29 protein-coding genes and 1 riboswitch are annotated in these 26,298 nt (G+C 73.3%); of the genes, 12 read left to right on the top strand and 17 right to left on the bottom strand.

Features of this window, described 5'->3' with window-relative positions:
* Window positions 1-64: 64 nt before the first annotated feature.
* The 7 genes from AC2A1K_RS05410 to AC2A1K_RS05380 all read right to left on the bottom strand — a co-directional run bounded on the left by AC2A1K_RS05410 (window position 65) and on the right by AC2A1K_RS05380 (window position 5,005).
* On the bottom strand, window positions 65-334 hold the full coding sequence (locus AC2A1K_RS05410; RefSeq protein WP_483895299.1) for a hypothetical protein: 270 nt from the start codon (window positions 332-334) through the stop codon (window positions 65-67).
* Entirely contained in the window at window positions 331-831 is a 501-nt protein-coding gene (locus AC2A1K_RS05405) for a hypothetical protein (RefSeq protein WP_483895298.1), read from the bottom strand. The genes AC2A1K_RS05410 and AC2A1K_RS05405 overlap by 4 nt, the downstream gene beginning before the upstream one ends.
* Window positions 832-1,560 (bottom strand): DUF899 domain-containing protein, encoded by a 729-nt coding sequence (locus AC2A1K_RS05400; RefSeq protein ID WP_483895297.1) that lies wholly within the window; start codon window positions 1,558-1,560, stop codon window positions 832-834.
* The gene (locus AC2A1K_RS05395) at window positions 1,557-2,915 is read right to left on the bottom strand and encodes a DJ-1/PfpI family protein (RefSeq protein ID WP_483895296.1); all 1,359 of its coding nucleotides are present in this window, start codon (window positions 2,913-2,915) and stop codon (window positions 1,557-1,559) included. Before AC2A1K_RS05395 ends, AC2A1K_RS05400 begins: the two co-directional genes overlap by 4 nt.
* Window positions 2,912-3,133, bottom strand: a complete 222-nt coding sequence (locus AC2A1K_RS05390) for a hypothetical protein (RefSeq protein ID WP_483895295.1) — start codon at window positions 3,131-3,133, stop codon at window positions 2,912-2,914. Before AC2A1K_RS05390 ends, AC2A1K_RS05395 begins: the two co-directional genes overlap by 4 nt.
* Window positions 3,134-3,497: 364 nt before the next feature.
* Entirely contained in the window at window positions 3,498-4,052 is a 555-nt protein-coding gene (locus AC2A1K_RS05385) for a dihydrofolate reductase family protein (protein WP_483895294.1), read from the bottom strand.
* A complete protein-coding gene (locus AC2A1K_RS05380; RefSeq protein ID WP_483895293.1) occupies window positions 4,049-5,005 on the bottom strand; it encodes a helix-turn-helix transcriptional regulator in 957 nt (318 codons plus the stop codon). Before AC2A1K_RS05380 ends, AC2A1K_RS05385 begins: the two co-directional genes overlap by 4 nt.
* Window positions 5,006-5,450: 445 nt before the next feature.
* On the opposite strand from AC2A1K_RS05380, the gene AC2A1K_RS05375 reads away from it, so the two are divergent.
* Complete coding sequence (locus AC2A1K_RS05375) at window positions 5,451-5,699, top strand: hypothetical protein (protein WP_483895292.1); 249 nt, start codon at window positions 5,451-5,453, stop codon at window positions 5,697-5,699.
* A 50-nt stretch (window positions 5,700-5,749) separates the two neighbouring features.
* The gene (locus tag AC2A1K_RS05370) at window positions 5,750-6,403 is read left to right on the top strand and encodes a GNAT family N-acetyltransferase (RefSeq protein WP_483895291.1); all 654 of its coding nucleotides are present in this window, start codon (window positions 5,750-5,752) and stop codon (window positions 6,401-6,403) included.
* Between the two features lie 42 nt (window positions 6,404-6,445).
* On the opposite strand, the gene AC2A1K_RS05365 is transcribed toward AC2A1K_RS05370, so the two are convergent.
* The 3 genes from AC2A1K_RS05365 to AC2A1K_RS05355 are packed head-to-tail and all read right to left on the bottom strand — an operon-like array spanning window position 6,446 to window position 8,897.
* A complete protein-coding gene (locus AC2A1K_RS05365) occupies window positions 6,446-7,180 on the bottom strand; it encodes a hypothetical protein (RefSeq protein WP_483895290.1) in 735 nt (244 codons plus the stop codon).
* Window positions 7,177-7,890: a DUF998 domain-containing protein gene (locus tag AC2A1K_RS05360; protein ID WP_483895289.1), complete on the bottom strand. Its 714-nt coding sequence runs from the start codon at window positions 7,888-7,890 to the stop codon at window positions 7,177-7,179. The genes AC2A1K_RS05365 and AC2A1K_RS05360 overlap by 4 nt, the downstream gene beginning before the upstream one ends.
* The gene (locus AC2A1K_RS05355; RefSeq protein ID WP_483895288.1) at window positions 7,887-8,897 is read right to left on the bottom strand and encodes an alpha/beta fold hydrolase; all 1,011 of its coding nucleotides are present in this window, start codon (window positions 8,895-8,897) and stop codon (window positions 7,887-7,889) included. Before AC2A1K_RS05355 ends, AC2A1K_RS05360 begins: the two co-directional genes overlap by 4 nt.
* Window positions 8,898-8,981: 84 nt before the next feature.
* On the opposite strand from AC2A1K_RS05355, the gene AC2A1K_RS05350 reads away from it, so the two are divergent.
* From AC2A1K_RS05350 to AC2A1K_RS05335, 4 genes are all read left to right on the top strand, one after another.
* Window positions 8,982-9,623: a TetR/AcrR family transcriptional regulator gene (locus AC2A1K_RS05350; RefSeq protein WP_483895287.1), complete on the top strand. Its 642-nt coding sequence runs from the start codon at window positions 8,982-8,984 to the stop codon at window positions 9,621-9,623.
* Window positions 9,624-10,000: 377 nt separating this feature from the next.
* On the top strand, window positions 10,001-10,408 hold the full coding sequence (locus tag AC2A1K_RS05345) for a hypothetical protein (protein ID WP_483895286.1): 408 nt from the start codon (window positions 10,001-10,003) through the stop codon (window positions 10,406-10,408).
* Window positions 10,409-10,545: 137 nt separating this feature from the next.
* Window positions 10,546-11,700: a sensor histidine kinase gene (locus tag AC2A1K_RS05340; RefSeq protein WP_483895285.1), complete on the top strand. Its 1,155-nt coding sequence runs from the start codon at window positions 10,546-10,548 to the stop codon at window positions 11,698-11,700.
* Window positions 11,697-12,374: a response regulator gene (locus AC2A1K_RS05335; protein WP_483895284.1), complete on the top strand. Its 678-nt coding sequence runs from the start codon at window positions 11,697-11,699 to the stop codon at window positions 12,372-12,374. Before AC2A1K_RS05340 ends, AC2A1K_RS05335 begins: the two co-directional genes overlap by 4 nt.
* Window positions 12,375-12,464: 90 nt before the next feature.
* Here AC2A1K_RS05335 and AC2A1K_RS05330 read toward each other — a convergent pair whose 3' ends face one another.
* The 4 genes from AC2A1K_RS05330 to AC2A1K_RS05315 form a co-directional block, all read right to left on the bottom strand.
* Window positions 12,465-14,759 (bottom strand): heavy metal translocating P-type ATPase, encoded by a 2,295-nt coding sequence (locus AC2A1K_RS05330; protein WP_483895283.1) that lies wholly within the window; start codon window positions 14,757-14,759, stop codon window positions 12,465-12,467.
* 60 nt (window positions 14,760-14,819) lie between these two features.
* On the bottom strand, window positions 14,820-15,794 hold the full coding sequence (locus AC2A1K_RS05325; protein ID WP_483895480.1) for a hypothetical protein: 975 nt from the start codon (window positions 15,792-15,794) through the stop codon (window positions 14,820-14,822).
* A 101-nt stretch (window positions 15,795-15,895) separates the two neighbouring features.
* The gene (locus AC2A1K_RS05320) at window positions 15,896-16,120 is read right to left on the bottom strand and encodes a heavy-metal-associated domain-containing protein (protein ID WP_483895282.1); all 225 of its coding nucleotides are present in this window, start codon (window positions 16,118-16,120) and stop codon (window positions 15,896-15,898) included.
* Between the two features lie 101 nt (window positions 16,121-16,221).
* Window positions 16,222-16,503, bottom strand: a complete 282-nt coding sequence (locus AC2A1K_RS05315) for a metal-sensitive transcriptional regulator (RefSeq protein WP_483895281.1) — start codon at window positions 16,501-16,503, stop codon at window positions 16,222-16,224.
* 261 nt (window positions 16,504-16,764) lie between these two features.
* Here AC2A1K_RS05315 and AC2A1K_RS05310 point away from each other — a divergent pair, with 261 nt between their 5' ends.
* A complete protein-coding gene (locus AC2A1K_RS05310; RefSeq protein ID WP_483895280.1) occupies window positions 16,765-18,903 on the top strand; it encodes a heavy metal translocating P-type ATPase in 2,139 nt (712 codons plus the stop codon).
* Between the two features lie 309 nt (window positions 18,904-19,212).
* Window positions 19,213-19,908: an ANTAR domain-containing protein gene (locus AC2A1K_RS05305; RefSeq protein WP_483895279.1), complete on the top strand. Its 696-nt coding sequence runs from the start codon at window positions 19,213-19,215 to the stop codon at window positions 19,906-19,908.
* Here AC2A1K_RS05305 and AC2A1K_RS05300 read toward each other — a convergent pair.
* Window positions 19,844-20,242, bottom strand: a complete 399-nt coding sequence (locus AC2A1K_RS05300; protein ID WP_483895278.1) for a hypothetical protein — start codon at window positions 20,240-20,242, stop codon at window positions 19,844-19,846. The genes AC2A1K_RS05305 and AC2A1K_RS05300 overlap by 65 nt on opposite strands.
* 198 nt (window positions 20,243-20,440) lie before the next feature.
* Between AC2A1K_RS05300 and AC2A1K_RS05295 the strand changes: the two genes are divergently transcribed.
* Window positions 20,441-22,603, top strand: a complete 2,163-nt coding sequence (locus AC2A1K_RS05295) for a malate synthase G (protein ID WP_483895277.1) — start codon at window positions 20,441-20,443, stop codon at window positions 22,601-22,603.
* Window positions 22,604-22,722: 119 nt separating this feature from the next.
* On the opposite strand, the gene AC2A1K_RS05290 is transcribed toward AC2A1K_RS05295, so the two are convergent.
* Window positions 22,723-23,265: a universal stress protein gene (locus AC2A1K_RS05290; protein ID WP_483895276.1), complete on the bottom strand. Its 543-nt coding sequence runs from the start codon at window positions 23,263-23,265 to the stop codon at window positions 22,723-22,725.
* A 246-nt stretch (window positions 23,266-23,511) separates the two neighbouring features.
* A riboswitch (Fluoride riboswitch) is annotated at window positions 23,512-23,576 on the bottom strand.
* Window positions 23,577-23,717: 141 nt separating this feature from the next.
* Here AC2A1K_RS05290 and AC2A1K_RS05285 point away from each other — a divergent pair.
* Window positions 23,718-24,155, top strand: coding sequence for an N-acetyltransferase family protein (locus AC2A1K_RS05285; RefSeq protein WP_483895275.1), 438 nt, complete (start codon window positions 23,718-23,720; stop codon window positions 24,153-24,155).
* 131 nt (window positions 24,156-24,286) lie between these two features.
* Window positions 24,287-25,057 carry an alpha/beta fold hydrolase gene (locus AC2A1K_RS05280; RefSeq protein ID WP_483895274.1) on the top strand — a complete coding sequence of 257 codons (771 nt, stop codon included), beginning with the start codon at window positions 24,287-24,289 and terminating at the stop codon, window positions 25,055-25,057.
* On the opposite strand, the gene AC2A1K_RS05275 is transcribed toward AC2A1K_RS05280, so the two are convergent.
* Window positions 25,058-25,273 (bottom strand): dodecin family protein, encoded by a 216-nt coding sequence (locus tag AC2A1K_RS05275; RefSeq protein WP_337705024.1) that lies wholly within the window; start codon window positions 25,271-25,273, stop codon window positions 25,058-25,060.
* 309 nt (window positions 25,274-25,582) lie between these two features.
* On the opposite strand from AC2A1K_RS05275, the gene AC2A1K_RS05270 reads away from it, so the two are divergent.
* Window positions 25,583-26,173 (top strand): GNAT family N-acetyltransferase, encoded by a 591-nt coding sequence (locus tag AC2A1K_RS05270; RefSeq protein WP_483895273.1) that lies wholly within the window; start codon window positions 25,583-25,585, stop codon window positions 26,171-26,173.
* Window positions 26,174-26,298 lie beyond the last annotated feature (125 nt).

The following is a 26,298-nucleotide window of genomic DNA, read 5'->3' as shown; positions in this document are numbered from 1 at the left end:
GCGTCTTCAGGCAGAAGCTCGACGGCGACGAAGATCGGGGACCGGCCGGGGTCGGTGAAGGCGGTCACCAGGAGGTCGCGTCAGCGACCGATATCCGTCGAACGCCTGCCGTTCGCGGACGCGTCGATCGTCGACCCGCCCGCGGCACGTCGACGCCGGCGATCCGCGACAGCTCACCCAGGTTCGCCGCCTTGCCGCCGACCTCCGACGCGCGACCCCGATCGATCTCGTCGAAGGTCAGGACGAAGCGACGAGGGAGCGTTGCCGAGGCACTCTTGATGTCCGTCACCGGCGATCGTGTCCTCCAGAACCGAACGGCGACCGCCGCCGTCACGGTGAGCCCATCCCTGCCCCGCCCTCGAGGAGGGCCAGGAGCTGGCTCCGGTGACCGGGCAGCTCCCCGTCCGCAAGACCGTCCAGGAGATCGCGAAGGCGCAGGGGCTGGTCGACCAGGACGGCGCCGTGGGACAGGAGCAGCGTCGGGACCGTGGTCTCCAGCTCAGGCTCACCCATCGATCCGCCGAGCGCGCAGAGCACGTCGCCCTGGACCCGCAGGCGCTCCCGGAGGCCACGGCTCCCTCCGGCGCGTGCGACGAGGCGGTCGATGGTCCAGGTGTCGGACGCCGCGCGGTTGTCGTAGGTGGTGTTGGTGCCGGCCGCGATGCAGGAGGTGGCCGCGATGGTGGCAGCGGTGACGAGGCAGACGTGCGCGAGGACCTGGTCGGCGTCCCACTCGCCGACCGGCGGTGGGCAGGGCGCGCCGGCGTCGGCGACGGTCGCCGCGGCGTCGATCAGCTCGCGGTAGGCGTCCCGGAGCGGGGTGGTGTCCATCTATCGCCCCTGAGCGCGGTCGACCTGGGCCAGCCCGACCGCCGACGGTCCGGTGTCGGTATAGGCGTCGTGCCAGTTCCACCACGCGTAGGCGGGGGTCTGGGGGTAGCCCGCGGGCGAGTCCTCCCAGTCCTCCTGCCGCCCGAGGGCGGTGATGTCGAGGTAGCTCCAGACGCTGCCCAGGGCCTCGTCCCCGCGGCCGGTGACGAGGTAGGTCCGGTACACGCTCGCGCCGACGCGGATGAAGGCGTTCGTGCCGTGCCACTGGTCGACGCCGAAGGCGGTGTCGAAGGCGGTGCCGAAATCGTCGAGCATCGTGTACCAGGGCATCGTCCAGCCCATGCGGGCCTTCACGCGCTCGATGTCTGCCTGCGGCGCCCGCGAGACGTAGGCGAGAGTGGTGTCCCGGGCGTTGAGGTGGGCGACGTCGGCGACCTGGTCGGCCATCATCGAGCAGCCGACGCAGGCGTGGTCGGGCCAGCCGAGCACGCCGGGCTCGAAGAAGGCGCGGTAGACGACCAGCTGGCGTCGTCCCGCGAACAGGTCGACGAGCCCGACCCGGCCCTCGGGTCCGTGGAAGGCGTAGGCCTCCTCCACCGGGAGCCACGGCATCCGCCGCCGCCGCGCGGCGAGCGCGTCGCGGGCGCGGGTCAGCTCCTTCTCCGCGACCAGCAGTTCTTGGTGCGCGGCCTCCCACTCAGGGCGGGAGACGACGTCCGGTGTGTTCATGGTGTCCTCTCGGTGTGCGGGACGGGTGACCCGCGGCGGCCGCGGAGCACGCGGGCGACGCCGAGCACGGCGGCGGCGCCGGGCAGGAGCAGGAGGACCAGCAGGAGCGTGGGCTCCCACGGCCAGCGTGGCCCCTCGAGGGCGAGCCCGTCGGTGGGCAGCTCGAGGACGACGGCGGTCCACCGGGCGGTGGCGGTGTCGGTGTGCCGGGCGAGGTCGGTGACGACGGCGTCGTAGGCGAACCCGGACCCGACGTGGACGTACTCCGGTGCCGGGGCGGCGACGGGCGCGGCCACGGGCCGGGCGGTGGCGCCCGGGACGACGAGCCGGTCGATGCGCGCGGCCGCCGCCGCGAGGGTGTCGCGGGGCAGGAACGTCAACCCGTGCCGCGAGCGCACCGGGCTGCCGTCGGGGCTCAGCGCGAGGGTGCGCGTGGCCAGGGACTGCCCCCCGTAGGGGTCGAACACCGACGCGAGCTCGATCTCGCCGACACCGTCGTCCAGGTTCACGCCGACCGTGGCGGGATCCCAGCGGTAGCTCGCGTTGACGATCGCGACGGGGTCGGGGAACCCGTTGCGGTCCTGCGCGGAGGGGTTGCGGCGGAAGTGCGCCCAGCCCACCGCGGCCGCGGCACGGTCGGCGACCGCGGGGCCGGCGAGGCGGTCGACGACGTGCAGGGTGCCGTCGAGGTTCGACAGCACGCCGCCGGTCGTGACGACGTCGCCGTCGTCGAGGACGCGCCGTCCCCGCACCCAGTCGACTCCCGGGAAGCGCGCCGCGTACCGGCCGACGGAGGTCCAGTGGCTGGTCGCCGGGCGGCCGTCGAGGAGCCCGGCCCCCGCCACCACGGCGGCACCCCGGCACACCCCCAGCACCAGAGCGCCCCGGTCGGCCTGCGTCCGGAGCCAGCCGACCACCGGCGCCGTGCTGGGCTCGCCCTCGTCGGGCAGGGCGGGGACCACGACCAGGTCGGGACGTCCCGTGCGCGTAGCGAGCTCGTCGAACGTGAGGTCGGGGACGAGGTCGAGGCCGCCGGTCAACGGCACCGGGACCCGCCGAGGCGCGACGGTGTAGACGTTGAACCGCTGCGTCTCGGCGAGGACCTCGTACGGGGCGAGGACGTCGGACACCTCGGCGCCCCGGTCCCCGACCACCACGACCGCGGTCGGCCGGCCCGGGTCGTGGCGCGCCGGGGAGGGCGGCGGCACGACCCGCGCCGGGCCCGGTGTGTACGGGGCGGTGAACGCCCGCGGGGCGGACACCGCGGCGCCCACGGCGGGCAGCACGAGGACGGCGGCGAGCGCGGCGAGCACCAGGGCGGTGCGGCGCAGGACGGCGCGCCCGTGCCGCCTCACAGCCCGTCCTCGCGTCGGCGCCACGGCAGGGCGGCCGGCGTCAGCGGGAACATCAGCGGGAACATCAGCGGGAACACCGCCGCCACGCCCACGATCAAGGCGACGACCGTCTCCAGGTCGTGCCCGGTGAATCCGGCGAGACGGCGCCCGCGTGGCCGGACGGTCGGGGACGGCTCAGCGGCGACCGCCGCGTCGCCCGTGCTCGGGTCGACGGCCATGAGAGGTCCTCCTGTTCGTGGTGCTGACGACACCGAGAAGGTTCGGCTTCCGCGCGGCACCGGTCATAGGTCGGAGGTCACGGATGCGGGTCACGCCCGGCCGTGACCCGGACAGGAGCGTTCAGAGCAGGTCGAGCTCGCGTGCGCGCAGCGCGGCCTGTGTGCGGTCCCGGACGCCGAGCTCGGCCAGGACGTTGGTGACGTGGTCGACGCCCGAGCTCGCGGCCGACAGCGTTGCCCGGGCCTCCCGCGGCTGCGCGCTCCCGCAGGCCCAGCACGCCCCAGGACGGCGAGCGCCCGGTTCACGTCGTCATCGTCGAGCGCGGCCCAGGAGCCTCACCATCCCTCGACCCCGCCGACGAGCTCAGTGCCGGCCGGTCACTCGATATCGGGCGCATCCGAAGACGCCGTTGTGGGCGAGCTCGGTCAGGCTCAGGTCGTGGCGGCGAGGGAACAGGGGGCGACCAGCGCCGAGCGTGACCGGGGCGATGGCGACGACGATCTCGTCGAGCAGCCCGGCGTCGGCGAACTGGGCCGCGAGGTCGCCCCCACCCACGATCCAGAGGTCCCGCCCGCCGGCGGCCCGGACCATCGCGTCGTGCACCGGGCGGACGTCTCCGTGCACGAGCCGCACGTCGGCGTCCGGCATCACCTCGGGCCGGCCGTGGGTGAACACGAAGGCCGGCATCGTGTACGGCCAGGGCTCCCCGAGCGCTGCCTGGTGCTCGACGATCCACCGGTAGGTCGTGGCGCCCATGCACAACGCACCGATTCCGGCGACGAAGTCGGCGTAACCCATCGCTCCGCCGACCATCGGACCGTCGTCGTCGGGAAGCTCGAGCAGCCAGTCCAAGGAGTCCTGCTCGTCGGCGAGAAACCCGTCGAGCGAGGTGGACGTGTAGAAGGTCGTCAGCGTCACGGGGTGCCCTTCGTGCGGTTCTCAAGCCAGTTCAGAGGGTCGGCGTCGTCGGCCTCCGGGCCGGTGGGCAGCGCCAGCGCGCCGACCTCGCGGAGCCAGCGGCGCACCAGCAGGCGCCGGCCCGCCGAGAAGGTCAGGACGTGGGCGAGGACCCCGCCGAGCACGAAGCTCTGGGGCGGATCGCACACGGCGTCGACGAGCCGGTCCGCCCAGCCGCCCCGGTGTTCGGTCTCCTCGACCGTCGCCAACCACCGCGGGGCCACGGCCTCGTGCCGCTCGGTCAGACCCCGGAGATCGTCCTCGGGCCGTGGGTCGGGGGCGTCCTCACCGCGGATCGCCGCCAGCCACTCCTCCTTCGCGGCGACGAGCCCCCCGAGGACGTCGAGGATCGTGCCGTCGCGCCGGCCCCAGGACAGGGGGGTCTCGCCGGAGCACCGTTCGCGCTCCAGCTCAGGCAGGTCCGACCGCCGTGCGGCGTCGAGGAGCAACCGGACGTCGTCGACGTCGTGGCGGACCATGAGCATCGCGACCTCGCTCATCGTCTGCTCGCGACGGGCCGCGTGCCAGCCGTCGATCCACAACGAGGTGGGCGGGTGGAAGTGGATCCCGTTCGGGGTGGGCAGCCAACGGTCGGCCGTCTCCGACGTGCTCGGTGGGCACCCGTAGGCCCGGGAGAACGCTCGGCTGAACCCGTCGACCGAGTCGTACCCGGCCTCGACGGCGGCGTCGGTCACCGACGAGCCGGATCGCAACCGCCACGCCGCTCGTTCGAGCATGACGCGACGGCGCATCGCCGCAGGCGCCTCCCCGGACAGGCGCGACACCTCTCGGCTGAAGTGGAACGGGGACGAGTACGCGCCCTGCGCCATGTCGACGAGACGATCGTGGTCCTCGTCGAGGACCGAGTCCAGGAGTGCCCTGAGCCGGTCCCGTCCCGCTGGTCGTTCCGCCACGCGTGCAGTGTCGCGGAGGCCGCCCGCACGGCGCCCGACCGATCTTGCTGTCCAGAGCCGACCGGGGTGCGGCGCTCCGAGCCCTCCCGACGCCCTTCTTCGGGATCGGTCGGGGTCGCGTCGCGGCGAGGGCACCCGGGGCGCGCTCGCACACCGACCACCAGGCCTGACCGCCCTCGCCACCAGCCCCACCCGAAACCCCGGCGGGTCATGCGCGGAGGGGTAGCCACGTCGTCCTCTCCTCGTTCGCGAGCGCCGATCAGTCAGCCGGCCGGCTCGCTGTTCCGTCGTCGAAGATCGCGAAGACCTTGGTGGAGTTGACGACGTCGGTCTCCACCATCTCCGACCGAGGAGTGCCTCGTAGAGCTCACGGTCCGACGCCGTGTCGGGCCGCAGGTGCCGGCCCTTGTCGTTGAGGAAGGCGTGCGACCAACTCGAGGAAGCGATGAAGGCCACCCGCTTGCCCCAGCTGCGCATCGCCCGCGCGAGCGCGGCCCCGAGTTCCGTGCAGCGCGCCGGCGTGGGGCCCCTCGCGGAGCTGCTCGTCCCGGGCCGGCCTCCACGGCGAGCGACGGCGGGGTGGGCGCAGCGGACCGTGTCGGCTTGCGGGGCGACGTGCGGGGAGGCGGGCCGGGCGACGGTGGACGCGCCCGGCGTCGTCGTGTGGCGCCGGGTGCGGGCGGAGTCCCGCTGACCAGGTGCGCCGCCCGGTGCGGCGGGTCATGATGCGGGCCGGAGGTGGCCGTGACCGGATGGACCGTGCGAGCGTTCGCGCCGTCGGACCGCGACGGCCTCGAGGGGTTGTTCCACCGGGCGGGCGCCGGCTCGCCGACGGGTGACCTGTGGGGGCACCCCGCCTCCGAGCGCGCGATGTACCTCGACCCGTACGTGACCGGTGAGCCCGCGTCGCTGTTCGTCGCCGAGCTCGACGGCGAACTCGTCGGCTACCTCACCGGGTGCCTCGACAGCACCCGGCTACCCGGCGAGGACGCGAGGTTCGCCCGCGCCGTCGCCGAGCACCGCCTGATGCTGCGCCCGCGCGCCGTCCGCTTCTTCGCACGGTCGCTCGTCGACATCCTCGCGGCCACGCTACGAGGCGAGCAGACCGCCTCGGGCGGGCTCGCGGATCCACGGTGGCCGGCGCACCTGCACATCAACGTGGCGCCCCGGGCCCGAGGGACCGGGGTCGCCGACGCGTTGATGCACCGATGGTTCGAGCGCCTGGCCGGGGCCGATTCCCCGGGCTGCCACCTGCAGACCCTGGTCGAGAACACCCGCGCGGTGCGGTTCTTCGCCCGGATGGGGTTCCACGCCCACGGCGCCACACCGGTGGTCCCCGGAGTCCACTATCGGCGTCACCGGGTGCACCAGCTCACCATGGTGCGACCGGCAGCCTGACCGCCCGTGGACCCCCGGGACCTCAGCCTCGACGTCCGGGGATCAGGTCAGCGGCAGCGCGGGGGCCACGCGGGCCGGGCCGATCCCCCGGTCGGCCTTACCGAGGCGGAACCGGACCTTGTTCTTGAGCACGGTGCCGGACTCGGCCTGGCCCCCGACGAGGTCCTCGCCGGGGAACAGCGTGAAGGTCCAGAACGGGTTCAGATCCGAGTCGGGGACGACACCGGCTCCGGCCTGCAGCAACCGCGCGGCCCACAGCTGACGGGTCATGAAGGTCCGGGTGTCGCGCCCGGCGACGGTGAACCGTGCGGCATCCGCCGAGGTCACGTCCCGGTAGCTGCCCGCGGAGACGCCGTAGCGTCCGGCGACGCCGACCCAGATGCGCCACTCCGTCTCCGCGGCGTCGTCCCGTCCGACCGGGAGACCCTCGGCGACGACGTCGCCGGTCAGCGACGGGTGCTGCGCCGACCGGACCCCGACCGGCACGGGTGCCCGCACGTCGAGCGACCTCGACGGCGGGAGAAGCAGCAGGCCGTAGTCCACCTGGTGAGCGAAGCGGAACCCGGCGAAGACCGTGCGGAGTCCGCGCACCAGCGTCTCGGCGGCATGCCACCGGTCGGTGGTCATGAGGCGGTCGACCGTCACGTCGGGCGGCTCGGCGCCCGACCGGTCCAGTACCCGACGCAGTGCCGGGTTGGTCACCCAGCCCGACGCCCGGATCCGGGACAGCTCGGTCTCGCGCAGAGATCGCGTCGGCCGACCTCGCTGTCCGGTCATGGGCGGGGTGCGGGCGGGGCCGTTCGGGGGTGGCGTCGATGGAGGTCGGGGTGCGGGACCTCGCGGTAGGCGACCAGCGATGTGGCGAGCAGCCACGCGAACCCGACGACGACCGCGGTCCAGAGCGAGACGACACCGACCGGCGAGGTGGACAAGGTCGCTCCGCCGACGAATCCGAGGAGGACCACGATTCCGGTCACGAGCGAGTATCGTGCCATCGACCGCTTGCCGTGCCGGGCGAAGCGCCGGCCGGCGATCACCGAGGTCGCGGCGAGCGAGGGGAAGAGGAGCGCTCCGAAGGCGAGATGGTTGATCCCGCTCGTCGTCATCGTGGTCGTCGAGCCGGGCGGGAACCCCATCGCGGGGTCGGGCGGGAAGACGGCGCTGCCGATCAGGCCGGCTCCGGCCAGGGCGAGCATCGTGGCGGTCCACCGTGCGACCTGGCCGTCCGCGCGCCAGGCGCGGGCCAGCCCGAGGGCGGCCGCGCCGACCATGCATCCGCTCAGGGCGAGGTTCGTGGTCTGGATCCAGCCGAGGTCGCCGAGCATGAGCAGGCTGAGCTGGTGGCGCCGGAAGTCGAACCCGTCGGTGATCGCACCGAGCACGATCCCGACCACGAAGTAGAACGGTCCGACCACGACGCCCCAGCCGAGCAGGGAACGCGTCACCGCCGCAGCGCGATCGAAGCCGGTCTCGGGCGGCTGGGTCATCCTTGCTGCTCCCATCGGGCCGGGGCGGAACCATCGACGGCACCGCGCTCGGGTCCGTCGAGGAAGCAGAGTGGGAGACGGCTGCGGGCAGGTCGTCCCCCCGTGGTCGGTGAGCCGGGTACATCCCGTGGGGTACGACCGCCGCGCGAGGTCTCGCCGCACCGGGCGCGCCCGAAGTCGGTGAGCAGGCGCGCGAGGCGAGCCGGCTGGTCGAGGGGGACGAGGGTCCTGCTGTCGGCGACCCAGGCGAGCTCGACGTCGGGCAGCAGCGCCGCGAGCCGGTCGGCGTGCTCGGGCGGCATCACCCGGTCCTCGCTCGCCCACACGATCAGGGCGGGGCGGTCGAACCGGCCGAGGTCGCCGGAGGCGTCGAGCAGCTCGTCGCGGTCGAGGTCACGCAGGAACCGTCGCAGGTCGTGGCGCGCCGCCGGCTCGGCGAGGTACGCGCGGATCCAGCGGTCGATGATCGGGTCGCTGCCGCGATCGCGGGTCATGTGCCCGAACGTGACGGGCAGCCCTCGAAGCGGCCGCCAGCGCAGCGAGGCCACCGCGAGGGTCAGCATGCCCGGCAGCCGGGCCGCGAGGGCGATGGTCCTTCCCGGCAGCCCCGGTGGGAAGTTCTCGAAGGCGTCGCACGACACGAGGGCGACCGCGCCGACCCGCTGCGGACGGGTGGTGATCAGCGCCTGGGCGATCGCGCCGCCGGTGTCGTTGCCGACCACGATCACCTCGTGCAGGTCCAGGGCGGCGAGGAACCGCGCCACCAGACCGGCGAGCCCTCGCACGCCGGGCTCGTGCACCGCGGCGCGACGGCGATGAGCACCCAGCGGGAGCACCGGGACCAGGCACCGCCACGTCGAGGGCATCGCCTGCACCGTCGACGCCCACAAGGACTCGTCCATCAGCACGCCGTGCAGGAAGACCGCGACCGGCCCGTCGCCACCGGTGTCGACGTACTCGAGTGCGTCGTCGGGACCGTGACCCAGCTCGACGAGGGTGCGCTCCATGGTCCCCTCCGAAGTAATCGTTCGATTATTGCTTGCCGACTATAATCACTGGATTACGCTTGTCCAGAGGGGACGGTGGAGGTCGTGGCGACGAGCTCGGACCCGGCGGAGACGGGGCGCGGAACCCGGCAACGCCTGCTCGACGAGGGGCTACGGCTGTTCGCCGAGCGCGGGTTCGACGCCGTGAGCGTCGGCGAGATCGAGCGGGCCGTCGGTCTGGTGCCCCGACGCGGCGCGCTCTACCGGCACTTCGCGAGCAAGGACGAGCTGCTCGCAGCCGCCGCAGACGATCACCTGCGTGCGATCACCGACGCCCGCGCTCGCTTCAGCGCCCCGATCGCCACCGGAGGCGACGACGCCGGGATCGGGCCGCGCGCCGCCGAGCTGGCACGCTGGATCCTCGCCGAGCTGGACCGCCAACAGGCGATCACGCGGGTCCTCGAACGCGAGGGCGACCGACTTCCGGGCCTGCGGGAGTCGTTCCGCCGGGAGGTCTCCGACCCCTCCTACCGCGGAATGGCCACGATCCTGCGGAGCTGGCTGCGCATCGACGACGACGGTGGGTCCCGGACGCTGGAGGACGGGCTGGCCGTGCATCTGCTCGGCGCCCTGGTCAACGCTCGTCGCTCGCGATGGACGTTCGGCGTGGCGCCCGGTGCCCACGACGACGACGCTCTGGTGCGCTCCTGGTCCGAGCTGTGCCGCCGGGTGGTGTCGTGCGCCTGAGCCCGCGGCGCTCCCGGCGCCAGCGCACGTCGACCTCGCCCGACCTCGTCCGACGTCGGTCCGAGGGCGCAGGTGAACATCCGCCTCGTGGAGGACGACTCGCCGCGCCGGAACCCGGATCGTCAGGTCTCCGACCCTCCGCGGAAGGCAGCGCATGACGAGCCCGACACCCGACGCCACGGCTGCCTCGACGGCTGCCTCGACGGCCGCCTCGACGGCCGCCTCGACGGCCGCCTCGGCCCCCGCCTCCTCCGCCGCCTCCTCGATGCTCCCCGCGCGACCTGCCGCGGCCCGCTGGCCGGTGCCGCGCGCGCTTCGCCGCAGCGTGCTCGTGGCGCACGTCCTGGGGGCCGGAGCCCTGGATCGGACTCGACGTGATGCTGGCGGTGCTGGTGCTCACCGCGCTCGGGGCCGGCGACCCGGATCTGGTGGCCTCCAGCTACCAGGTGCTGGGCCTTCTCAGCGGCCCGCTGATCGCCAGCGCGCTGCTCAGCCTCGTCAGCGGTGTGCTGCTCGGCCTGATCACCCACTGGGGGCTGCTGCGCTACTGGTGGGTGGCGATCAAGCTCGGTATCACCGTTGTGCTCGCCGTCCTCGTCGTGGTCCTGTTGCGGCCCGGTCTGGCCGCGGCCGCGGAGCACGGCCGCCGCCTGCTGGTCGAGCCGGCCGCGGCCGCGGACACCTCGTCGCTGCTGTACCCGCCGGTCGTCTCGGGGACCATGCTGGTCGTGGCGGTGGCCCTGAGCGTGGTCAAGCCCCGGGCACGGGTGGGTGGGAGACGATGAGCGCCACGACACGACCGCACCCACGACCGCACCCACGACCGCACCCACGGCCCACCCGACCGGTCGACGCGCTGATCGCCTCCCTGGCCGACGGGGCCCGGCACCGATGGTGGGAGGGGGCGGCACGCACCCTCGGGATGCCGGGAGTGGTCGCCGTCGCGACCGTGGTCGGGTCGATCAACGCCGGTCGCGGCGAGCCCGCGGCGCGGCCGATCGACGCGCTCGCCGTGGCGCTGCTCCTGGCCGGTCCCCTCGCCCTGGTCGGCCGCGCCCTGTGGCCCCCGGGTGTCATCCCGGTCGCCGCCGCGGCCGCGGGGACCTACCTCGCGCTGGGATACAGCTTCGGCCCCGTCTTCCTGCCGACCCTCGCCGCGGTGTGCAGCGCGGTCCTGCGCGGACACCGCACCAGCGCCACCGCGATGACCATCGTGGCGTTCCTCGGGTTGCTGACACTGCACCTGATCCGGACCCGGTTCGGGCTCGACGCCGTGGCCTGGGCCGTCGCCGCGGCGTGGTTGCCGTCACTGGCGGCGGTGATCGCGGGCTGCGCCTGGTGGCGAGCTCGCCGCGAGCGGGCGGCGCAGGTCCGCGCGGCGCAGCGGGAGACCGCCCGCCGCCAGGTCAGCGAGGAACGGCTGCGTATCGCCCGGGACCTGCACGACTCGCTGGGCCACCACCTCTCGATGATCAACGTGCAGGCCGGTGTCGCGCACACCCTCTTCGATCAGGAGCCCGAACAGGCCCGGGAAGCCCTCGCGGCGATCAAGTCGTCGAGCCGCGAGCTGCTCGCCGAGATGCGAACCACCCTCGGTGTGCTGCGAGGGATCGACGAAGCCCCGGCCCGCCAGCCCAACCCCGGCCTTGCCCGCCTGCCCGCACTCATCGCCGATCACCGCAGCGCCGGGCTCGAGGTCGACCTCGACCTGGCCGACGGACTACGCCCCGGCCCGAGCGTCGACCAAGCGATCTACCGGATCGTCCAGGAGGCCCTGACCAACATCCGCCGCCACGCCGCGCCCTGCCGGGCCACCGTCCGCGTGCGCGCCGTCGGCCCCCGCCTCGAGATCGGGATCCGGGACGACGGGAACCGGACCGGGCCGAGCGCAAGGTTCGACCAGGACACGGGCAACGGCATCCCCGGCATGCGTGAACGGGCCGCAGCACTCGGCGGCACCTTCGCCGCCGGCCCGGGCCCCGAGCGAGGATTCCAGGTGCACGTGTCCCTGCCCTACCAGCCCACCGCACCACCGGCGCCGATCGACGTCGCCACCGCCGACGGGCCCTCGCGATGATCCGGATCGTCCTGGCCGACGACCAGTCGCTCGTCCGCGCCGGATTCCGGGCCCTCCTCGACGCCGCGCCCGACATCACCGTGGTCGCCGAAGCCGACGACGGCGCCACCGCCGTCCAACGCGTGCGACACCACGTTCCCGACCTCGTGCTCATGGACATCCGCATGCCCGCAGCGGACGGCCTCGAGGCCACCCGCGCCATCGTCGGTGACCCGTCCCTCGGCAAGACGAAGGTCGCCATCCTGACCACCTTCGCCGAGGACGACTACATCTTCGAAGCCCTGCGCGTCGGCGCGAGCGGATTCCTGGTCAAGGACACCGAGCCCGCCGACCTCGTCACCGCGGTGCGCACCGTGCACGCCGGCGACGCGCTGCTCTCGCCGACGGTCACCCGACGCCTCATCGAGGAGTTCGCCCAGCGCGCCGCCGCCCCGCAGCTCAGCCGCGACATGCGCCGACGCCTGGCCGAACTCACCGACCGCGAGCGCGAAGTCGTGGCTCTCGCCGCCCGTGGCCTGTCCAACCACGAGATCGCCCGTGACCTCGTGGTCAGCCCCGCCACCGTCAAGACCCACATCAGCCGCTCCATGACCAAGCTCGACGCCCACGACCGCGCTCAGCTCGTGGTCCTCGGCTACGAGACCGGCCTCGTGCGACCGGGCTGGTCGACGTGATCGCGCACCTCGTGAGCTCACGGGAGCGACGGCGGCGCGGTCGCTCTTCCTCCCTGTGGGCAGCCCCGGCGTCACGGCGGAGCGGAATCGTCACGCGGTCGCGCGGAACCGACGCAACCGCAGGCTGTTGACCACGACGAAGACCGACGAGAACGCCATGGCCGCTCCGGCGAGCATCGGGTTGAGCAGGCCGGCGGCGGCCAAGGGCAACGCCGCGGTGTTGTAGGCGAACGCCCAGAACAGGTTGCCCTTGATGGTCGACAGCGTGCGGCGGGAGAGCCGGATGGCGTCCACCGCGGCCCGGAGGTCGCCGCGCACCAGCGTGAGATCGCCGGCCTCGATCGCGACGTCGGTACCGGTGCCCATGGCCAGGCCCAGGTCGGCCCGGGCGAGCGCCGCGGCGTCGTTGACGCCGTCACCGATCATGGCGACGACCTTGCCCTCCGCCTGGAGGCGCCCGATCACGTCGTCCTTGTCGGCGGGCAGCACCTCGGCGATGACCAGGTCGCGGTCGATCCCGACCTCCTCGGCGACGGCACGAGCGGCGGGCTCGGCGTCGCCGGTGAGCAGCACCGGAGTGAGCCCCAGGTCCCGCAGGCCGCGGACGGCTTCTGCGCTGGTGTCCTTGATGGTGTCCGCGACGGACAGCAGACCGCGCGCCTCGCCGTCCCACGCCACCGCGACCACGGTGTGCCCGCGCGCCTCGGCGGCGGACTTCGCCGTCATCAGCTCGACCGGGATCGTCACGGCCCGGTCCTCGAGCAGGCGCGGCCGTCCCACGACCACGGCATGGCCCTCGACCGTGCCGTGCACGCCCAGGCCCTCGTCGTTGGTGAAGTCCTCGACGTCCGGCGACCGTCCCGTCGACCGGTCCCGGGCCGCGGCGGCGATCGCGCGCGCGATGGGGTGCTCGGAGCCGTCCTCGAGGGCACCGGCGAGGCGGACGACCTCGTCGGCGTCCTCGCCGGTCGCCGGGAGCACGTCGACCACGGACATGCGGCCCTCGGTGATCGTGCCGGTCTTGTCGAGGACGACGGTGTCGACTCGACGGGTCGACTCCAGGACCTCGGGGCCCTTGATGAGGATGCCCATCGCGGCGCCGCGCCCCGTCCCGACCATCAAGGCCATCGGGGTGGCCAGCCCCAGCGCGCACGGGCACGCGATGATCAGGACGGCGACCGCTGCGGTGAAGGCGCCGGCGGCTCCGACGCCGGCGGCGAGCCAGAAGCCGAGCGTGCCCACCGCGAGCAGGATGACGATCGGGACGAAGACACCCGAGACCCGGTCGGCGAGGCGTTGCACCGCGGCCTTGCCGGTCTGGGCGTCCTCGACGAGGCGCGCCATCTGCGCGAGCTGGGTGTCCGCACCGACCCGCGTCGCGCGGACGACGAGGCGACCGCCGGCGTTGACGGTCGCGCCGACGACGGCGTCGCCCGCTGTGACCTCCACCGGGACCGATTCGCCGGTGACCATGGAGGCGTCGACAGCGGAGGTCCCGTCCTCGACCTCGCCGTCGGTGGCGATCTTCTCCCCCGGGCGCACGACGAACCGGTCGCCGACGGCGAGCTGGTCGACCGGGATGCGGACCTCGACGCCGTCGCGCAGGACGGCGACGTCCTTCGCGCCGAGCTCGAGCAGCGCGCGCAGCGCGGCCCCGGCGCGGCGCTTGGCCCGGGCCTCGAACCAGCGGCCGGCCAGGATGAACGTCGTGACCCCGGCCGCGACCTCGAGGTAGATGTTGCCGGCACCGTCGGTCGGCTCGATGGACAGCTCGAAGGGGTGTGTCATCCCCGGCACCCCGGCGGTGCCCAGGAAGAGGGCGTAGAGCGACCAGCCGAGAGCGGCCAGGGTGCCCAGCGAGACGAGGGTGTCCATGGTCGCGGTGCCGTGCCGCAGGTTGGCCCACGCGGCCCGGTGGAACGGCTGGGCGCCCCACACGACCACCGGCGCGGCGAGCGCGAGGGACGCCCACTGCCAGTAGGTGAACTGCAGAGCCGACACCATGGCGAGCACGACCACGGGGACCGACAGGACGACGGAGACCAGGAGCCGCGTGCGCAGGCTGTCGACCTCGTCCTCGCCCTCGCCGAAGCGCTCGGTATCGGCTTCCGCCTCGCTGCGCGGGGGCCCGGGGACGGACGCCGTGTAGCCGGCGGCCTCCACGGCACCGATCAGGTCGCTGACGGCCACCTCCGGGGTGACGGCGACGCGCGCCTTCTCCGTCGCGAAGTTGACCGTCGCCTCGACGCCGTCGAGCTTGTTGAGCGTGCGTTCGATGCGGTTCGCGCACGAAGCGCACGTCATGCCGCCGAGGACGAGCTCCACGTCGTGGGTGTTCGCGACGTCGTTCGCGGTCGCGTCGGTGTTCTCGGTGACGGTGCTCATCCCGAGTGTCCTTCCTCGGCGACCTCGTGGAGGCCACCGACGACTGCTGTCGATGAGTGGTCAGTGGCCATGGGGAGCACCCGACTCGCCGTGGCCGCTCGAGGGCGCGGGTGCGCCGACCGCCGGGGTGGCCGGGCCGGTCGTGGCCACGACCGTGAACTCCGCCGTGCGCACGACGCCCGCATGGGCGAAGTCCAGGTAGAGCCGGTACGGGCCGGCGGAGGGCACCTCGGCGAGGAACTCGACGGCCGGTCCCGCCGGGGTGCGCCCGTCGCCGGGCGAGCCGGTGGGGTGGACGTGGAGGTAGGCGAGGTCACCGGTGCGGAGGGCGACGAGGTGGCCGTACGCGGCGAGGTAGGGCTGCAGATCGGTGACCGGTGCTCCATCGCGCGAGACGGACAGGGTCAGCGGGCTCGCGGTCCCGGGCACCAGCGTTCCGGTCAGTGTCACCGCGTAGCCGTCCGCCGTGGTGGCCGTCGTCGAGGGCGGCGGCAACGGTGCGGGAGTATAGAGGCCGGCCACCGCGATGTCGCGGCCGAGGGTCATCGCCTCGGTGCGGCCCTCGGGCGCGAAGTCGGCGAAGATCCTGTGATCCCCGGGCGCCAGGCTGGTGGTGGTTCGCCACGTCCCGTCCGGGTCCATCACCGGGTGGAGATGCTGGAAGCCGGACTGGTCCCGCCGCACCACGATCAGGTGCAGCGGCTTGTCGTGGGTGGGGGTGAAGGCCGTGACCGGGGCGCCGTCGGGTCCGACGATCCGGAACGCCAGCTCGCCGACGGTGTCGGGCTGTGCGGGTGTGGCCCGGACGTCGAGCGTGTAGCCGTCCTCGGACACCGCGAGGCCGCTGACGTCGGCGTCTCCGTTCGGGGTGCTGGTCGCGGCCGGCACCGCTGCGGTCGACGCGGGTGGCTGGGCCGGGGTGATCGGGCTCGGTCCGGTCAGGAGGCCGAGCCCACCGCCGACGACGAGGGCCAGAACCAGGGCGAGGGCGAACCCGCCGAGCCGGACGACGGGCCGGTCGAACCGTGAGCGCACCGAGGAACGCTGCTCGGCGTGCGTCCGGCCGTCGGTGCCGCCGTCGGTGTCGCCGTCGGGGGTTGCCGCCGTCGGGGCCGTCGTCGCGGTTCTCGTGGTGCTCACGAGGTGCTCCCGGCGTCCTCGAGCCGGTAGCCGGCCTCCGCCACGGCGGCCTCCACCGCGCCGTCGTCGATCGGCCCTGTCGAGGTGACGACGACCCGGCCACTGGCGAGGTCCACGTCGACATCGCTCACCCCCGCCACCTCGCCGACCTCCCCGCGCACCGACGTCGCGCAATGGCTGCAGGTCATGCCGGTGACGGTGTAGGTGCTGGTCCGGCTCATGGCGGATGTCTCCGTTCGCGTCGGGCGGTCGTGGGTGTTCGGTGGGTGCGGTCCTGACCGGTCCGCCGCTGGGGCCGGCGGGAGCGCGGTCGTGCGTGAGATCAGGACTTCACGAGGCGTGCGATGGCGGCGCTGGCCTCGGCGATCTTCTGCTCGGCCACGTCTCCGCCTTCGGCGGCCGCCTCGGCCACGCAGTGCGTCAGGTGGTCGTCGAGCAGCCCCAGTGCGACCCCCTCCAGGGCGCGCGTCGCCGCGGAGACCTGGGTCAGGATGTCGATGCAGTACTTGTCGTCCTCGATCATCGTGGCGATCCCGCGGACCTGGCCCTCGATACGACGCATCCGTCGCAGGTAGGCGTCCTGGTCGCCGCTGTAGCCGCTCATCGCTGCCTCCCTCGTCGCTCCGCCTCAACCTATACCCCCTGGGGGTATGGGTATCAACCCCGATCGTTCCGAGCCGTCGGAATCGCGCCCCCACCCGCACGGACGGCGGAGCGACCCCGATCACTGCCGACACTGCCGACACTGCCGACACTGCCGACACCGCCGACCTCGTACGTCGGCGACCAGGCCCGTTGACACATATACCCCCTGGGGGTATTGAATCGAGACGTCCACGCCAGGCGCCGAAGGGAGTCACGACCGATGGGCACACAGCGAGCCTCGAGCGACGCTCGGGGACGACGGACGCACAGCCCCGACGGCGACGGCGCGCACACCAGTCACGCCGGGCACGGCGACCACGTCGCCCGGTTCCGGCAGCTGTTCTGGATCATGCTCGTGCTCGCTGTGCCGACCGTGGGGCTCAGCCCGATGTTCGCCATGATCATCGACTACGACGTGCCCGTGGTCCCCGGCATCGCCTGGGTGTCGCCCGTCCTGGGCACGATCATGTTCTTCTGGGGCGGGCGACCGTTCCTCACGGGCGCGGTCTCGGAGATCCGGGCCCGCCGGCCCGGAATGATGCTGCTGGTCGCGCTGGCGATCACGGTCGCGTTCGTCGCGTCCTGGGGTGCAGTGCTCGGGCTGCTCCACCACCAGCTCGACTTCTGGTGGGAGCTCGCGCTCCTCATCGTGATCATGTTGCTCGGGCACTGGGTGGAGATGCGCTCGCTGGCGCTGACCACCTCCGCGCTCGACTCCCTCGCCGCGCTGCTGCCCGACCGCGCCGAGCGCGTCGACGGCACGGGGACCGACGAGGAGATCACCGAGGTCGACCCGGCCGAGCTCGTCGTCGGCGACGTCGTCGTGGTCCGGCCCGGCGGCCGCGTACCCGCGGACGGCACGATCGTCGCCGGGACTGCGGCCCTCGACGAGTCCATGATCACCGGCGAGTCCCGTCCGATGACCAGGTCCGAGGGCGACCCCGTCGTCGCCGGGACCGTGGCCACCGACTCCGGCCTGCGCGTCCGCATCACCGCCATCGGCGACGACACCACCCTCGCCGGCATCGGCCGACTGGTGAGCGAGGCCCAGAACTCCAGCTCCCGGGCCCAGCGCCTGGCCGACACCGCGGCCGGCTGGCTGTTCTGGTTCGCCCTGGGCACGGCCGTGCTGACGGCCCTGGTCTGGTCGCTGATCGGACTGCCCGACGACGCGATCGTCCGCACGATCACCGTCCTCGTCATCGCCTGCCCCCACGCCCTGGGGCTGGCGATCCCGCTGGTCGTCGCCATCGCCACCGAGCGCGCCGCCCGCGCCGGGATCCTCGTGACCGACCGGCTCGCCCTCGAGGGCATGCGCACCGTCGACACGGTGGTCTTCGACAAGACCGGCACGCTGACCCGCGGCGAGCCCGCCGTCACCGACCTCCGCGCCGTCGACGGCCGGGCCGACGACCTCCTTGCCCTCGCCGCGGCCGCCGAGGCCGACAGCGAGCACCCGCTGGCGCGCGCCATCGTCGCCGCCGCCGCCGACCGCGGACTCACCCCACCCGCAGCCGCCGACTTCAGCTCCACGCCGGCGCTCGGGGTCTCCGCAGTCGTCGAGGGTCGGCGGGTGCGGGTCGGCGGTCCGCGCCTGCTCGACCAGGCCGGCCTCGACGAGCTCGACGTCGCGCACGCCTGGGGCGAGGACGGCGCCACCGTTCTCCACGTCGTCGTCGACGGAGGGGTCGCGGGCGCGCTCGCCCTCGCCGACGCCGTGCGCCCCGAGTCCCGCGCCGCGGTCGCCGACCTGCACCACCGCGGGCTCCAGGTGGTCATGGCCACCGGCGACTCCCCCGCCGTCGCGCACGCCGTGGCCCGCGAACTGGACATCGACCGGGTGTTCGCGGGCGTCCGCCCCGAGCACAAGGCCACCACCGTGGCCGCCCTCCAGGACGAGGGGCACCGCGTCGCCATGGTCGGCGACGGCGTCAACGACGCCCCGGCACTCGCCCACGCCGACGTCGGGCTCGCCATCGGCGCCGGCACCGACGTCGCCATCGGCTCGGCCGGCGTCGTGCTCGCCGGCGACGACCCGCGCACCGTCATCTCGGTCATCGACCTCTCCCGCGCCACCTACCGCAAGATGACCCAGAACCTGTGGTGGGCGGCCGGCTACAACCTGATCTCCGTGCCGCTGGCCGCCGGCGTCCTCGCCCCCCTCGGGTTCGTCATGCCCATGTCGGTCGGCGCGATCCTCATGTCCGCCTCGACCGTGGTCGTCGCCCTCAACGCCCAGCTCCTGCGCAGACTCGACCTCCGGCCGAGCTCTGCGGGTCGTCGCCGGAGCACCAACCGGACCGTCCCGCCGGCCACCGACTCGCGCGACTCAGAACTCTCCGGGCACGGGTCCCCCTGAGCACGCTTCGCGGACGAGCCGCCCGGTCAGTCCTCACGGGGGTCCCGCAGCAGGCGGGTCCCGTCCCGCGAGGGCGAGCTCAACGAGGTCGGACCGGCCGTCGCACTGCTGGACGCCGACGCCGCCGACGAAGACCGTCCGGTCCCGTCCGGTGGACAGACAGCGTATGAGTTGTACCGTGATCACAAGGCCTCAACCAGCTGGCCCTTGACCGGCCCGCGCCTCGGCGTTGTCCCGCCCGGCGCAGGCACACCCCCGCGCGAGGGGCCCGCAGCCATGGGCACACCGGATACCGATCTCGTCCACACCATGCGCGACGCGGCGCAGAATCTGATCGACATGCGCAGCATCCGTGATCGGGACACGCTGCTCAGCCAGCTCATCGTGTCCGCGGTCGCCCTGGTCCCGGCGGCTGCCGGTGGAGGGCTGTCGCGCACCCACGACCGCGACGTCCGCACCAGCCACGCGACCACGGACGCGGTCTACGAGCTCGACCAGCTGCAGAGTCGGCTCGGCGAAGGTCCGTGCATCAGTGCCGCCGACGACCCGCCCGCGGATGGATGCCTGTTGGCTCACGACCTTGATGGCCGAGACGCCGAGCGCTGGCCCCGCTTCGCGCCCCACGCCGTGGAAGCAGGAACCTTGTCGATGCTGTCCACGTCGGTCGTCAGCGAGCGCGGCGGCGCCCGGGCCGCGCTCAACCTGTACTCCGGTCGGCGCCACGCCTTCGACGTGACGGCAGTCGTGACCGCCGGGCTGTTCGCGGCCCAGGCCGGTGCGTTGATCTACGGTGCCGACCACGCCGCTCATCTCGGTGCCGCCGTCGACTCTCGCGACGTCATCGGGCAGGCCAAGGGCATTCTGATGGAACGCTTCGGTCTGAACAGTGACGAGGCGTTCGAGATGCTGGTCAAGTCCTCACAGGACACCAACATGAAACTCAACGCCGTCGCCGGGTGGCTGGTCGGGGACGCCAACCAGCCACGCAAGAGCCCGTCTTCCTGACCGTCGTCGAGGCGTCCCTGATGATCGCCGACCGTCTCGGCGGCGACGTCGTCCTGGCCTCGCCGGTGACCTGGTCGCCGATCCGCGCGCCCGCGTCGATCACGTGAGGGTCGGCGCCGAGCCCGAACGTGTCGACTGCGCGATCCGCACTGTTCGCCTCCTCGGGAAGCGGCAACCAGGTGATGTGGCTCGCGAAACCCTCGGCATCGACCGACTCCCCGCGCAGGTAGGCCTGCAGCGCGGTGAGCTGCCGCTCGAACGTACCGGCCGACGGCGGCGTGACGCCGATCAGCTCCAGTGCCGTGTCACCGCGCCCGACACCCAGCTGCGACATGTCGACCTCCGGCTCGTTCCCGACCGCAACGGCGTGCAGCATGATGGCTGGGCGCAGCGATCCGCCGCCAGACGCGAACCGCCCCGGCGTCGCCACCGAACCGGGTGCGGGGAGCTACGCCGACGACGACGCTGCGCGTCGTCGTCACGAGTGCCGATGGATCCAGCAGGTGAGAGAGGCGGTCGGTCCGTGTCCACGATGTCCGAGCGATCCGGGTTGAAGGTCGACGAGCACCTGCGAGCGTTCGTCGAGGACGAGCTGCTCGCGGAGGTCGAGCTCACCGGCGAGGAGTTCTGGTCGATCCTGGCCCGTCTGCAGGAGCGGTTCGCGCCGCGGATCGCGACGGCGCTGGTCGAGCGCGACCGGCTCCAGGGGCGGATCGACGCCTGGCACGCCGAGCACGGCGCGGGCTCCCGTGACGACTACGAGAAGCTGCTCACCGATCTCGGCTACCTCGGGACGGAGCCGGCGAGCGTCCCCACCATCGACGTGGCCCGGGTCGACCCGGAGATCGCCGAGGTCCCCGGCCCGCAGCTGGTGGTGCCGGCGACCAACGCGCGGTTCGCACTCAACGCCGCGAACGCCCGCTGGGGCTCGCTGTTCGACGCGTTCTACGGCACCGACGCGCTCCCCCAGGACCACGAGCTCGCCCCGGGTTACGACGAGCGGCGCGGCGCCCAGGTCATCGAGGCCGCCGACGAGCTGCTCGACGAGCTGTTCCCGCTCGAGCGCGGGAGCCACGCCGACGTCACCGCCTACCGCCCGTCGACCGACGGGCTGACCGCCGACACGGCGGACGGGACGGTCGGCCTCGCCGACCCGTCGGCGTTCGCCGGGTTCACCGCGCCCGACGCCGACGGCCGGGGGAACGTGCTGCTCGTCCGGAACGGCCTGCACCTCGACCTGGTCCTCGACCCGTCCACGCAGGTGGGCCGGCAGCACCACGCGGACGTGAGCGACGTCGTGCTCGAGTCGGCCGTGACCACGATCGTCGACCTCGAGGACTCGGTCGCGACGGTCGACGGCGAGGACAAGGCGCTCGCCTACCGCACGTGGCTCGGGCTGATGACCGGCGACCTCGTCGCGGAGTTCACGAAAGGCGGGAAGACCGTCACCCGGCGGGTCCATCCGGACCGGGAGTACACCGCGGCGGGGAACTCGGCCGGCTCGACCCTGACGCTGCCGGGTCGCTCGCTGATGCTGGTCCGTACCTGCGGCCACCACATGACCACGAACGCCGTGCTCACCGCCGACGGTGAGGAGACCGCCGAGGGCGTGCTCGACGCGCTCGTGTGCGCCGTCGCCGCCCTCTACGACCTGCGCGGGCTCGGACCGCACACCAACTCGCGCGCCGGGAGCGTCTACGTCGTCAAGCCCAAGCAGCACGGGCCGGACGAGGTCGCGCTGACCGTCGAGCTGTTCGCGGCGGTCGAGGAGGCCCTCGGCCTCGGGACGAACACGCTGAAGATCGGCATCATGGACGAGGAGAAACGGACCACGGCCAACCTGTCGGCCTGTCTCGGCCAGGCCGCGCACCGCGTGATCTTCGTGAACACCGGGTTCCTCGACCGGACCGGCGACGAGATCCACACCTGCTTCGCCGCCGGGCCGGTGCTGCGCAAGGGCGACATGAAGTCGACGGTCTGGCTGCAGACCTACGAGGACCGCAACGTCGACGTCGCCCTGGCGGCCGGCTTCTCCCACCGCGCGCAGGTCGGCAAGGGCATGTGGGCCAAGCCCGCCGCGATGGCCGAGATGCTCGAGCAGAAGATCGGGCACCCGAAGGCGGGCGCGAACACCGCGTGGGTGCCTTCGCCGACCGCCGCGACGCTGCACGCACTGCACTACCTGCGCGTCGACGTGCACGCCGTCCAGGAGGAGATCGCGCACCGGGAGACGGCCGACCGCCGCCACCTGCTGGAGCTCCCGCTCATCGACCCGAGCACCTTGTCCGACGACGACGTGCGCCGGGAGCTGGAGACGAACGCCCAGTCGATCCTCGGCTACGTCGTGCGCTGGGTGGGGATGGGCATCGGCTGCTCGACCGTGCCCGACCTCGACGGGGTCGGGCTCATGGAGGACCGCGCGACGCTACGGATCTCCAGCCAGCTCATCGCGAACTGGCTCGAGCACGGCGTCGTCGACGCCGACACCGTGCGCGAGACCTTCGCCCGCATGGCCGCGCTGGTCGACGAGCAGAACGAGGGCCAGGACGGCTACCCGCCCATGACGCCGGACCTGGAGAACAGCGAGTCGTTCCAGGCCGCCCTCGAGCTGGTCTTCACCGGCGGGACCGAGCCCAACGGCTACACCGAGCGCGCGCTCACCCAGTGGCGGCGCAAGGCCAAGACCCATGCCTGACGGTAACTCGACGTCCCGGCCACGGTGATCACGCCCTGGCCGCCCAGCGCCGGCGCGCTCGGGCGGCTCGAGTCAGGTACGGCACGCCGGACGTCCCCCGTCGCCGCCCTGGGTCACGCTCACGACCCGTCGGCCGCATGCGGCGGGACCACCAGGACGGGTCGGTGGCTGCGCGCGATCAGTCCGTGCGACACCGAAGGCCTCGTGCCGAGCAGGCGGCTGATGACGCTCCCGGCGCTCTCCCCGCGGCTGCCGACGACGAACATCAGGGCGTCGTGGCTGTCGGCGACCTGGCGCAGCAGGGCGACCGGGTCCCCGTGGGCGGCGTGGTAGGTCCACGAGCCCGGCAAGTCGGCCAGCGTGTTCTCCACGTCGTGTTGTTCGGCGGCGAGGGTCTGCTGTGCCTGCTCTTCCCAGTCCGGGGAGTCGGGGTCGATCGGGTAGTCGGACAGGTCCACCACGTGCACCACGTGCAGGGCGGCCCCGAGTCGCATGGCGAGGTCCGCTCCGTGACGCAGCACGACCTCGCCGTACGGGCTGGCGCGGTAACCGAGCACCACGTGAGTAGTCGGCTCCGCGCTCGCGCGAGGGCCGTCGGTGCGCAGCTCGGGGCCGGTCACCTCGGCGCCGTGCTCCCCCTCGGGAGGCTCCGCACGAGTCATGGGTCGCTCCTTCCGACGAACGTCGACGACCACGGGCCCGGCCGTGGACCGGGAGTGCCGCGGGGTCGGTCGCTGAACCGTGTGCGCGAGCGAGCTCGCGTGCGGTGGAGCTCGGCGGCTGCAGCGGCCCCGTCGGTCGGCGGGCCGGCCACGGGTCCCCGACCGCGAGCTGCTCGCCGATCTCGTGGTGCGCCCGAGACGGCGCGGGAAGGGAGCTGGGTGCATGCGGCCTCCTGCCCGGTCGGAACCGAAACAGGGACCGTCAGCAGGAGGACCTGCGGTTGGAGGCGAGCCCCATCGCCTGCGTGGGATGGTAGCTCCGGCCGGGCGTCGGGCACCAGCTCCCGTCGAGCCGCGGAACGACGAACCTTGCGCCGGTCACCGTGGCCGGAGCAGGAGCCAGGGCGACGAGCGCACCCGCGTGGGTCCGCGCGCCTGCCAGACTGCCCCCGATGCTGTCCCTGCGAGCCCTCCAGGAGCGTGACGTCGCCATCCTGGACGCTGTCGCTCGGGGTGACCCGGCCGGGACAGCGCGCCTGGGCATGCCCGCCGACACGTGGTGGCGCCTCGTGCGCGACGACCCGCGCCGACACGGCTGGATGCTCCTCGACGACGGCGTCGAGATCGGATACCTCGACGCCGAGGAACACCAGGGCGCCGTCTGGGTCGCGGTACTGCTGTTCCCCGACTGGCGTGGCATCGGTCGGCTCGGTGAGGTCATGCGCCAGGCCCTGGCCGAACCGGTCTTCCGCTCGGGCCTACCGGTCCTTGCCGGTGTGGAGGCCGACAACGTCGCGGCCCGACGAGCCGTCGAGAAGCTGGGCTTCGCCGCAGTCGGTCTCGACGCCGATGGGTGCGTGACCTACCGATACGAGCCCCTCGCGAGGTGAGACCCGAGGCACTCGGGGCCGCAGAGCCAGGTCGAGGGCGAGGGCGAGCACGATGCCGGACCCTGCTCGTGGCAGTCGGAGCGTCATCCTCACGTCGCGGCACCGACATGGACGGAGCAGGATGCGGCACCATGACGGTGGCACTGGTGCACGGCAACCCGGAGAGCGCGGCGGTGTGGGACCCCCTCGTCGCCGAGCTGGCCCGCGCAGGCGTCGACGATGTCGTCCGGCTGTCCCCACCCGGCTTCGGCGTGCCGCTGCCGGCCGGTTTCCCGGCCACCGTGACGGCGTATCGCGACTGGCTGATCGGCGAGCTCGAGCGCTTCGACCGGCCCGTCGACCTCCTGGGCCACGACTGGGGCGGCGGCCACCTCGGCACCGCGCTCATGGCGCGCCCGGAGCTGGTCCGCAGCTGGGCCACCGACGCGCTGGGCCTCTTCGAGCCGGACTACGTGTGGCACGCCCTCGCGCAGACGTGGCAGACGCCCGGGGACGGCGAGGCCCACCTCGAGGAGATGCTCGGAGGCACCCCCGTCCAGCGGGCCGAACAGATGGAGCAGCTCGGCGTGAGCCACGCCGAAGCGCTGCAGATCGCGGGCGTCCAGGGCGAGGAGATGAAGCAGGCGATCCTCGCGCTCTACCGCTCCGCCGCCCAACCGGTCATGGCCGAGCTGGGCACGGGACTGGCGACCCTCGCCGCTCGCCCCGGCCTGGCGCTCCTCGCCACCGCGGACCCGTTCGGCGGCACCGAGGAGCTCCGTCGGCGCGCCGCGGAGCGCGCGGGCGCCGAGATCGCGGTGCTCGACGGGCTGGGCCACTGGTGGATGACCGAGGACCCGGCCCGGGCCGCACGCGTGCTCACCGCCTTCTGGCGCGCTCGGGCATGGAGCGCTACGGCGTGATCACCCGTCCGTTCCGTACTTGAAGGAGATCGCGAGCTTCGTGCGGAAGGTCTTGATCTGGCCGTCCTCGATGACCACGTCCTGCTCCAGCACCTCCGCCACGCGCAGGTCGCGCACCGATGCGGCGGCCGTGCTCACCGCGTTCCGCGCAGCGGCCTCCCACCCCTGGTCGCTGGTACCGATCACCTCGGTCACCCGGTAGACGCTGTCGGCCATGTGACTCCTCCTCCGCTCGGGCCCCGCCGGGGGCTCCACCCGGGACCACGGGAACGATGTGCTCTCCGTCACATCGGTACCCGCACGGTCGGCGACGCGAACCTCCGCCGGCCGAGGCGCATCCGGGAATCCTTCTCCGGTGCCGTCGCGGTCAGCGCGTCCCGGTGGCCGAGATGGGCGAATCGAGGACGCGGTGGACGGCGCGGACCGACTCGTCGTCGTCGCCCCGACGGCGACGAACGGGCATAATGAGCCTACATTTGGTGCTGCCCCTCTCCGGAGGCGAGGACAGCAGGGATGGAGGCGCGCGTGACCTCGACGGAGTCGGTGCGGACGCGAGCGCTTCCGCCCTCCGAGGCCGAGCCCCTCCGGTGGACGAGTCGCTGGGAGACGTCCCTCGCGCCGGTCGACCACGAGGCGGTCGCCGCGCTGCTGGCACGCACCTACCCGTCGTCGGCCGGCCGGTTCTCGCCCGACCGCAGCTGGGCCGGGGCGCGGCCCGAGCTCCGCCTCCTGGGTCGTCGCGATGACGAGATCATCGCCCACGCGGCGGTGGTCCGGCGCTTCCTGCGCACCGTCGACGGCTCGGTCCTCGTCGGCGACGTCGGGCTGGTCGCGGTCCACCCCGATCAGCAGGGCACGGGTCTCGGCGCCGCGCTCATGCGCAGGGTCGCCACCACCCTCACCGAGCTCGCCCTCCCCTACGGGTTCCTCACCTGCGACGCGCACGTCCGGCCCTTCTACCGACGGTGCGGCTGGGCGCCCCTGGACGCACGGGTCCGCTCGATCCGCGTCGACGACGCCGTCGAGGAGCGCCGGCACGGGATGGTGCTGCCCGTGCGGCGTCCGTTCGCCGACTGGCCTCCCGGATCGATCACCCGCGACGGCCAGGAGATCTGACATCCGCGCCCGGCCGTGACCCGCTCGTCGAAACAGGGGCCCACCGCCGCCACCGCCGCGGCCGCCAGACCGAGCACGCCGAGCGTGCCGCGCTCGGCCACCGAACGGCCGTTGTCCCAGAAGCG

This window comes from Actinomycetospora sp. 2LY8.5, assembly GCF_057180585.1.
Note: the sequence above shows the minus strand (reverse complement) of the source record. Positions and strands in the feature narration are given on the sequence as shown.